Raw genomic sequence first — 8,220 nt, 5'->3', positions numbered from 1 at the left:
GACTCGCGGCGGCGGGCGGCGCGTCCACGACGAGCGCCACGGCCAGGTCGAGATCCCGCGCGGCCTGCTCGTGCGGCGCGGGCGCGAGCGGCGCCGGTACGGGCCTCACTCGCCCACCCCCGAAAGCCCCTTCACGCGTCCCCGCGCGTAGCGCGCCTGCGCTCCCACCGCCGCCTGCTCGATCCCCAGGTAGTCCGCGATCTCCGCGTCCCCCACGCCCAGCTCGTACCGCAGCACCACCAAGTCGTACAGCCGCTCCGGCAGTTCGGCCAGTGCCGCCCCGGACACCTCGCCCACGGGCCGCACCCCCCGCTCCGTTGCGCACGCGTGCACCTCCGCCTTCAGCACCCGCCAGGCGTACCGCGCCACCGAGTCCGAGCCCAGCACCCGTCGCCAGTTCCCGCGCAACCACCCGCACGCCCGGGCCACGACCTCGTCGCTGTGAGCCGCGCCCACCTGCGTCTCGGCGTACCGCGTCCACAGGCTCATGTGCGAGTCCGCGAAGGCGTCGAAGGTCAGATCCGGCCGCCGGGGCGCGATCAACGCGGGATCGAGCACGGCCCGTACGCTCCCGCCCGCACCCGCACCCGCACCCGCACCCGCGCCCGCACCCGCGCCCGCACCCGCACCCGCGCCCGCACCCGCACCCGCGCCCGCCGTGTTCACCGTGTCCGCCACGTCCGACGCATGCCCCGCCTCCGCCCCGCTCCGCGCACTCCGACGACCCCCTTCGTCCCCCACCCCTCGCTCGCACCGCACAGGCGCCGCTCCTTAGCCCTGATCAGCCCGCATCGCCGGGAGCCACCGCGCGCGTCCTCGCGCAACCCCCGGCAACCCCGCAACCCTGGCCCCCCTTTGTCTCGTGTCCACCTGCCCCTCCATAACCCCTTTGTCTGCGAACGGACGACACCTCGGATTTCTGTTCGCACATCTGATCCAGGACGTGTAGATCCCCCGGGACCGGGGGCAGAAGACCCCGCGGAAGGGGCTGATGGGTGATGGACGAGTACGCGGTGGACCTCGAACTGGATCGCGCGCACTCGGCCCGCATGTACGACTGGTTCCTCGGCGGTACGACGAACTTCCCGGCCGACCGCGAAGCCGCGGCGGCCGCCCTGTCGGCCTTCCCCGTCATCCTCACGACGGCGCGCGTCAACCGCGCCTTCATGCACCGCTCCGTCCGGCTCCTGGCAGGTACGGGACTCGACCAGTTCCTCGACATCGGTACGGGCATCCCGACGAGCCCCAACCTGCACGAGGTCGCCCAGTCCGTCCGCCCCGCCGCGCGCGTCGTCTACGCCGACCACGACCCGATCGTCCTCGCCCACGCCCGCGCCCTCCTGCGCAGCAGCCGCCAGGGACGTACGGCGTACGTGCAGGCCGACGCCCGCGACCCCGCCGCCCTCCTCACCGCGCCCGACCTCCTCGCGACGCTCGACCTCTCCCGCCCGGTCGCCCTCTCCCTCAACGCCCTCCTCCACTTCGTCCCGGACGACGGCGAGGCGTACGCGCTCGTCGAAGCCCTCAAGTCCGCGCTGGCTCCCGGCAGTACGCTCGCGATCAGCCACGTCACGCCGGAGTTCGACCCGGCGGGCATAGCGCGCCTCACCCAGGCGTACGAGGCATCCGGCACCCCCGGCAAGGCCCGCAGCGGCGAGGAGATCGCCCGTTTCTTCGAGGGCTGGGACCTCCTCGCCCCGGGCCTCGTCCCGAGCCACGCGTGGCGCCCCGAAGCCCCGGACCCCACCACCCCCGCGGAATCCGCCTGTTACGCGGCGGTGGCCCGCAAACCCGCCCCGGGCCGGCAGGGCAGGTAAGGTCACGCCATTCTGATCATGTGAACGAATGACGAGGGTGGTGTGGGCGGTATGTGGGAGCCGACGGAGGCCGAGGGGGGCCGGCTGGCGGTGCGGTGGTGGAAGTGGGCGTGGTCGGCGCCGGACGACCGCGACCCGGTGAGGGACACGACGGGGGAGCACGCGGACTGGAACCAGCCGGACGACGTGTGGTTCCTGGCGGGCACGTACGGCGGCACGGTCGTGCGCAAGTGCGAGATCCCGACGGGCCGACGCCTGTTCCTGCCGGTCGTGAACACGGTGGGCCCGGGCAACCTGCTGGCCCCCGTCCCCGCGGAGATGGGCATGACCCGGGCGGAAGCGACCCTGAACGGCAAGAGCCTCCCCCTCCGCGAATACACGTCGAAGCCCTTCCGCACCAAGGGCCTGACCCGCCACGTCGCCTGGGGCCTGTGGTCCGCCCTCGCCCCCCTCCCCCCGGGCCCGTACATCCTCGAAATCAAGGCCCGCTCCACAGGCGGCTTCGAGGTCGACACGACCTACCACCTGACGGCGGTGGCGTGACCTTCTCGCGCCGGGAACCGGACCCGCCGCTCACTCCGCCGTGAGCTGCGGGGGCGAGCGGCGGGCGAGGCCTCGGACGAGCGGGGTGGCCGATGAGCGGTGGCACCTTCCGGGCCCCACGGACCGGGCGGTTCTGGCCACCTGCCCCTTCGAACGGGCCGCCTCGAAGACGTCCTCGGCAACCCCTTGCTCAGCAAGCCGTGACGGCGGCCGGCCGCGGCTCCAAGAGCGGTTGAGCCGACGGAGACCGTACGCTGACCTGAGTCGGAGCGGTTCCGCGTGTCAACTGTCCGGGAGGTGCGTCATGACTGCCGAGTGGGCGGCCCCCGCATGGATGCATGAGCAGATCACGGCGGAGCGGTACGACTCCTGGACCGAGGAGCAGTGCCAGGGCACCGCGAAGCCGGTCTCTTCACCGGCACCATCGAGACCACGGCGCCCTTTCCTGTCGAGATCGACCTCAGCCGCATCTGACCGGGGGCGGGTCGGCCGAGGCGTTCGGGCTTTCGATGCGCGGAGGCCCCACCGGATGCGCTCCGGTGGGGCCTCCGCGCGTACCCAGTGGCTGCGTGGGCCAGTTCAGCTCCCAGCGCCGTCCCGCTGGCCCGGCACCCCCGCCGACTCCCGTTCCGCCGCCAGGGCGTTGACCCGGCCCCGGACCGCGTACCAGCCTCCCCACAGGCCCAGTGCGATCAACGGCGTGCAGGCGACTGTCCAGGTGCCGATGTCTCCGTCGCAGGCCATCAGGACGACCACCAGGAGGAGGAAGGCCAGGGTCAGGTAGGAGGTGAAGGGGGCGCCGGGGAGGTGGAAGCCGGGGTCTGCGGCGCGGCCGGTGCGGACGCGGTGGCGGAGGGCCAGTTGGCAGAGCATGATCATGGCCCACGTGCCGATCATCGTGATCGCCGAGAAGTTCAGGACGATCGAGAAGGCGCGGTCCGGGACCAGGTAGTTGAGGACGATTCCGGCCAGGTAGCAGGAGGCGGTGAGGAGGATGCCGCCGAAGGGGACGTGGCGGCGGTTCATCTTCGTCGTGAAGCGCGGGGCCGAGCCCGCGAGGCCCATCGAGCGCAGTGTGCGGCCCGTCGAGTACAGGCCCGAGTTGCACGAGGAGAGCGCCGCCGTCAGGACGACGAAGTTCATGATGCCGTCCGCGCCCGGGATGCCCACCTTGCTCATCAGGGTCACGAACGGCGACTCCGCGCCGCTGTACGACGTCCACGGCAGGAGCAGGACGAGCAGGAGCACCGAGCACACGTAGAAGACCACGATCCGCCACGAGACGGAGTTGATCGCCTTCGGGATGACCTTGCGCGGGTTGTGCGTCTCGCCCGCCGTGATGCCGACCATCTCGATCGCCGCGTACGAGAAGACCACGCCCTGCGTGATGACGATCGCCGCGACGAAGCCGTGCGGCAGCATCCCGCCGTGGTCCGTGATGAGCTGCGGGCCCCCGGCCTCGCCCTGGATCGGGTGGCGGCTCGCGAGCAGCCAGCAGCCGATCGCGAGGAACGCGATGATCGCCGCGACCTTGATCACCGAGAACCAGAACTCGAACTCGCCGAACCACCGCACCGAGATCATGTTCGCGCCCAGCACGACCAGGAGCGCCACCAGCGCCAGCGTCCACTGCGGGATGTCGCGGAACGCGCTCCAGTAGTGGAGGTAGACCGCGACCGCCGTGATCTCCGCGATTCCCGAGCAGATCCAGTGCAGGAAGTAGATCCAGCCCGCGAGGTATGCCGCCTTCTCGCCGCCGAGCAGCTCGCGCGAGTAGGAGACGAAGGACCCCGAGCTGGGACGGTGCATGACCAGTTCGCCCATCGCCCGCGCGATGAAGAACGCGAAGAGCCCCGTCACCGCGAAGACGATGACGAGCGACGGGCCGGCCTTGTGCAGGCGTTCGCCCGCGCCGAGGAAGAGCCCGGTCCCGATCGCGCCGCCCACGGCGATCATCTGCACCTGGCGGCGGCGCAGGCCCGGCGCGTAGCCCTCCTCGTGGACCACGGCGGGCGAGGAGGGCGGGGGAGGCGCGGTTGTGGCGCCGGGGGACGCGGTCGCTCGGGGGCTTCCTTGCTGCATGGGGGGTTCGCTCCGTACTGCCAAGAGGCACTGCCGCGCGCCCGCCTGCTCCGCGCGGCGCCGTGGGGGACGGCCGCGCGCGGGAGGCAGGGGGCTGGGGACGGCGGCGAGGTGCCGGTCGTTCTCCGGGTGGGGGCGGGTCCGGGACGCACGGGGGTGCGCACCGGACCCGCAGCACCCTACCGATTGGTAGGTGCGGAATACACTTGTGGGTTATCCGCGCAGGTCAGCGCGGTACGGGGGGCTCGTTCAGCGCCCTACGCACGTCTCGCTCAGCGCCCTACGCACGTCTCGCTCAGCGCCCTACGCGCGTCTCGCTCAGCGCCGTACGCGCGTCTCGCTCAGCGCCGTACCAGCGGCGGCTCGCCCGCCCCCTTCAGCGCGCCCGACTCCGCCGCGCCGCTCTCCGCCAGCAGCTCCGTCAGGGACTGGGCCCGGCGGATCGGCGCGAAGCGCGTACGGCCCTCGTCGTCCGTCCAGAAGCCGTGGACCGCCGGGCGCGGCAGGCTGTTGTAGGCGAAGTGCGTCGAGAAGTAGTAGGCGCCCGTGTCCCACAGGGCGATCAGGTCGCCGGGGGACAGCTCGGGAAGCGTACGGCCGCGCGCCACGAGGTCGCCCGCGAAGCAGCAGGGGCCCGCGACGTCCTGCACCAGGTCGGGGGACTCCTTCAGCGTGCCGTCCGGGGCGAAGGCCGCGACGCGCAGCGGCCAGGAGTCGGGGACGAAGACCGTACGGGTCGCGACCTGCGCGCCCGCGTGCGTCACCGCGATACGGCGCCCGCCCGACGTCTTCGTGTACTCGACGAGCGCCACGACGAAGCCCTGCTTCGCGAGCAGCGAGCGGCCGAACTCCGTGACGAGCGTGTAGCGCCCGTCGAAGAGGTCGGGGACCGTCTCGCGCAGGAGCTTCGCGTAGTCGGCGAAGCGCGGGGTGATCTCCTCGCCCTCGAAGTTGACGGGGAGGCCGCCGCCGATGTCGATCGTGTCGACCTGCTGCCGTCCGGCCTCGCGGTTGATGCGCTCGGCGAGCCCGTACACGATCCGCACCGACTCCGCCATCAGCTCCAGGGCGACGCCCTGCGAGCCCGTGTGCGTGTGGAGGCGCGTGAGCCAGGGGCGCTCCAGGTACTGCCGCACGAGCCAGTCCTCGGCGCCCGGGTCGCGCAGCGCGACGCCGAACTTCGACGTCGCCGTCGCCGTCGACATGGCCCCGATCGAGCCCGTACCGACCTGCGGGTTGACGCGCACGCCGAGCGGCGAGTCGGTCGGGCCCTCGGCGACGAGCGCGTCGATACGGGCCAGCTCCTGCGGGTTGTCCGCGTTCACCGCGATGCCGTGCGCGAGCGCGTCGCGCAGCTCGGCGACCGTCTTGGCGGGCGAGTCGAAGACGGTACGGGAGGCGGGGACGCCGGCCGCGCGGGCGAGTTCCAGCTCGCCGGGGCTTGCCACCTCGCAGCCCACGCCCTCCTCGTTGAGCACTTCCAGGACCGGGACGAGGGAGGCCGCCTTCACGGCGAACGTGTGCAGGACGGGCGCGGGCCCGGCGAAGGCGGCGCGCAGTTCGCGTACCGCCTCGCGCACCCCCGTGACGTCGACGAAGCCCGCGACCGGGGCCTCGGGGCCGACCAGCCCGGCGCGCGCGGCCTCGCGCAGCGCCGCGTGCCTGCGGGCCAGGGAGTCGTGTTCCATCGTCGGGTCTCCTCGCCGGATTCCGGTGGGTGCGGTCGTACGGGCACCACTCTCCGGCACCCGCGCGCACCCCGTCTGCGGCGAATCGGCCCACGTCGCGCCGGGGCTCCTCGTACGGGCGGACAAGCGGGGCGGGGGAGGGGACGGGGGGTTGTCCGGAAGTGAGAAGGGGGACGGGGCGTTTCGTACGGGAGGACAAGGCGCCCCGCGAGGGCGCGCCCTCACTCCCGCATCCGCGTCCCGATGTACGCCAGCGTCGTGTCGAGCGCCGTTTCCAGCGGGAGGGTCTTGCGCTGGATCTGGGTGAGGAGGAGGCCGCCCTGGAGCGCCGAGAGGAGCGCGAGCGCGAGGGCGTCCGGGTCGGTGCCCGGCGTGAACTCGCCGCGCGAGTGCATCGCGCGCAGGCCCGCCCTGATCTCGTCCTCCCACTGGTCGAAGGCCTCCGCGACGAGACCGCGGGCGAACGCGTCGTGCTCGGCGACCTCCGCGCCGAGCGCCCCGAGCGGGCAGCCGCCCCGGCAGCCCAGGGAGCGCTGGTGCGCCACGATCCCGTCGCGCCAGGCGCGCAGGCCCGCGAGCGAGTCGAGGCGCGAGAGGAGTGGCTGCTGCATGTCCAGGACGTCGCCGCGCGTGTACGCGACGACGGCGCGTACGAGGTCCTGCTTGCCGTCGAAGTAGTGGTACACCTGCGAACCGCTCACCTCGGCCGCCTCGCGCACCTGCTCAAGCGTCGTCGCCCCGACCCCCTGCCGCGTCATGAGCCGGGCAGCGGCGGCGACGATCCGCTCCCGCGTGGCGCGGCCCTTCGGGGTCAGCCGCGGGGGCTTGGCGCCGGGGGCGTTCGTCGGCATCGCGGGCTCGCTCTCGTGGTCCTGGGCCGGGCGAAGTCCGCTCTCGTGTTCTTCGGCCCGGCGGATTTTCTGGTATCGACAACCCATTTTTCGCGGCGAACCATGGCAGCACAAGGGGCCGGTCGTCCGATGGCCGCCCCGATCCGTCTGCCGGAGGTCCGTCGTGCCCGAATCCATCGCCACCCAAGTAGCCCGGCTCCAGGAGCAGATGGCCGGCGCGGTGCCCGCGGAGGCGCTGCGCGCCTTCGCCGGGGAACAGGCCGCGCTCGCCGCGACGCCGGTTACCACCGCCGTCCCCGCGCCCGGCGCCCCGCTCCCCGACGCGGACCTCCTCGACGGCCACGGCGAGCCGACGTCCCTCGCCGCCGCGCGCGGCGGAGCGCCCGCCGTCCTCGTCTTCTACCGGGGCGCCTGGTGCCCGTACTGCAACCTCACGCTGCGGACGTACGAGGAACGGGTGCGGCCCGCGCTCGACGCGCGCGGCGTGCGGCTGATCGCGGTGAGCCCGCAGCGCCCGGACGGCTCGCTCACGACGGCCGAGACCAACGCGCTCACGTTCACCGTGCTCTCCGACCCCGGCAACAAGCTCGCGGCGGCGCTCGGCATCCTCACGGAGGCCACGCGGGAGGCGGGCGAGGCGCAACGCGCGCTCGGCCTCGACGTCGCGGCGGCGAACGCGGACGGCACGGGCGCGATCCCGATGCCGACGACCGTCGTGCTCGACGCGGAGGGGGTCGTGCGGTGGCTCGACGTGCACCCCGACTACACGACGCGCACCGAACCGGAGGCGCTGGTGGAGGCGGTGGACCGGCACCTCGGGGGCCTGCCGGGGTGAGCCGGCCGGTGCCTCAGCGGTGCGCCGTCCACGGCAGCAAGCCCGCCGCGCGCAGGCCCAGTTCCGCGACGAGACGCGTGTCGGGGTCCGCGAGGTCCATGCCGAAGAGGTCCTGGAGGCGGCGGAGGCGGTAGCGCAGGGTGTTGGGGTGGACGGCGAGGAGCTTCGCCGTCGCCGGGACGTCGCCGAAGCGGTCGAGGTACGCGGCGAGGGTGCGGGCGAGGTCCGCGCGGTGCTCCTCGTCGTGCGCGAGGAGCGCGCGGACGGGGGCGTCGGGCGGCGGGGTCAGCGCGGCGACCGCGTCCGTGACACGGAGCGCGTCGAGCGCGGCCCGTACGTCGTCCTCCGCCGCGACCTCGGGCAGGCCCTCGCGCGCGCTCAGGACCCGCAGCACGAGGTGCGCG

General features: G+C 73.3%; 8 protein-coding genes and 1 pseudogene. 4 read left to right on the top strand and 5 right to left on the bottom strand.

Annotated features, from left to right (window positions below; all coding sequences use genetic code 11):
- Nucleotides 1-105: 105 nt before the first annotated feature.
- Nucleotides 106-558: a hypothetical protein gene (locus G3I42_RS24475; RefSeq protein WP_343244652.1), complete on the bottom strand. Its 453-nt coding sequence runs from the start codon at nt 556-558 to the stop codon at nt 106-108.
- 440 nt (nt 559-998) lie between these two features.
- On the opposite strand from G3I42_RS24475, the gene G3I42_RS24470 reads away from it, so the two are divergent.
- The 3 genes and pseudogenes from G3I42_RS24470 to G3I42_RS37810 form a co-directional block, all read left to right on the top strand.
- Nucleotides 999-1,817 carry an SAM-dependent methyltransferase gene (locus G3I42_RS24470; RefSeq protein WP_164289350.1) on the top strand — a complete coding sequence of 273 codons (819 nt, stop codon included), beginning with the start codon at nt 999-1,001 and terminating at the stop codon, nt 1,815-1,817.
- Nucleotides 1,818-1,868: 51 nt separating this feature from the next.
- Complete coding sequence (locus G3I42_RS24465) at nt 1,869-2,360, top strand: hypothetical protein (RefSeq protein WP_164289348.1); 492 nt, start codon at nt 1,869-1,871, stop codon at nt 2,358-2,360.
- Between the two features lie 304 nt (nt 2,361-2,664).
- Nucleotides 2,665-2,814: pseudogene (locus G3I42_RS37810) on the top strand (Uma2 family endonuclease); the annotation flags it as partial.
- Between the two features lie 125 nt (nt 2,815-2,939).
- On the opposite strand, the gene G3I42_RS24460 reads toward G3I42_RS37810, so the two are convergent.
- From G3I42_RS24460 to G3I42_RS24450, 3 genes are all read right to left on the bottom strand, one after another.
- On the bottom strand, nt 2,940-4,442 hold the full coding sequence (locus tag G3I42_RS24460; protein ID WP_164289346.1) for an amino acid permease: 1,503 nt from the start codon (nt 4,440-4,442) through the stop codon (nt 2,940-2,942).
- Between the two features lie 341 nt (nt 4,443-4,783).
- Complete coding sequence (locus tag G3I42_RS24455; protein WP_164289344.1) at nt 4,784-6,130, bottom strand: diaminopimelate decarboxylase; 1,347 nt, start codon at nt 6,128-6,130, stop codon at nt 4,784-4,786.
- 221 nt (nt 6,131-6,351) lie between these two features.
- Nucleotides 6,352-6,981, bottom strand: a complete 630-nt coding sequence (locus G3I42_RS24450) for a TetR/AcrR family transcriptional regulator (RefSeq protein WP_164289342.1) — start codon at nt 6,979-6,981, stop codon at nt 6,352-6,354.
- 163 nt (nt 6,982-7,144) lie between these two features.
- Here G3I42_RS24450 and G3I42_RS24445 point away from each other — a divergent pair, with 163 nt between their 5' ends.
- Nucleotides 7,145-7,816, top strand: a complete 672-nt coding sequence (locus G3I42_RS24445) for a peroxiredoxin-like family protein (RefSeq protein ID WP_164289340.1) — start codon at nt 7,145-7,147, stop codon at nt 7,814-7,816.
- A gap of 13 nt (nt 7,817-7,829) precedes the next feature.
- Here the strand turns inward: G3I42_RS24445 and G3I42_RS24440 are convergent.
- Nucleotides 7,830-8,220, bottom strand: a 391-nt coding sequence (locus G3I42_RS24440; RefSeq protein WP_164289338.1) for a helix-turn-helix domain-containing protein, incomplete at its 5' end; no start/stop codon positions are given.

The sequence above is a fragment of the Streptomyces sp. SID11385 genome (assembly GCF_010548245.1).
Lineage (GTDB): Bacteria > Actinomycetota > Actinomycetes > Streptomycetales > Streptomycetaceae > Streptomyces.
Note: the sequence above shows the minus strand (reverse complement) of the source record. Positions and strands in the feature narration are given on the sequence as shown.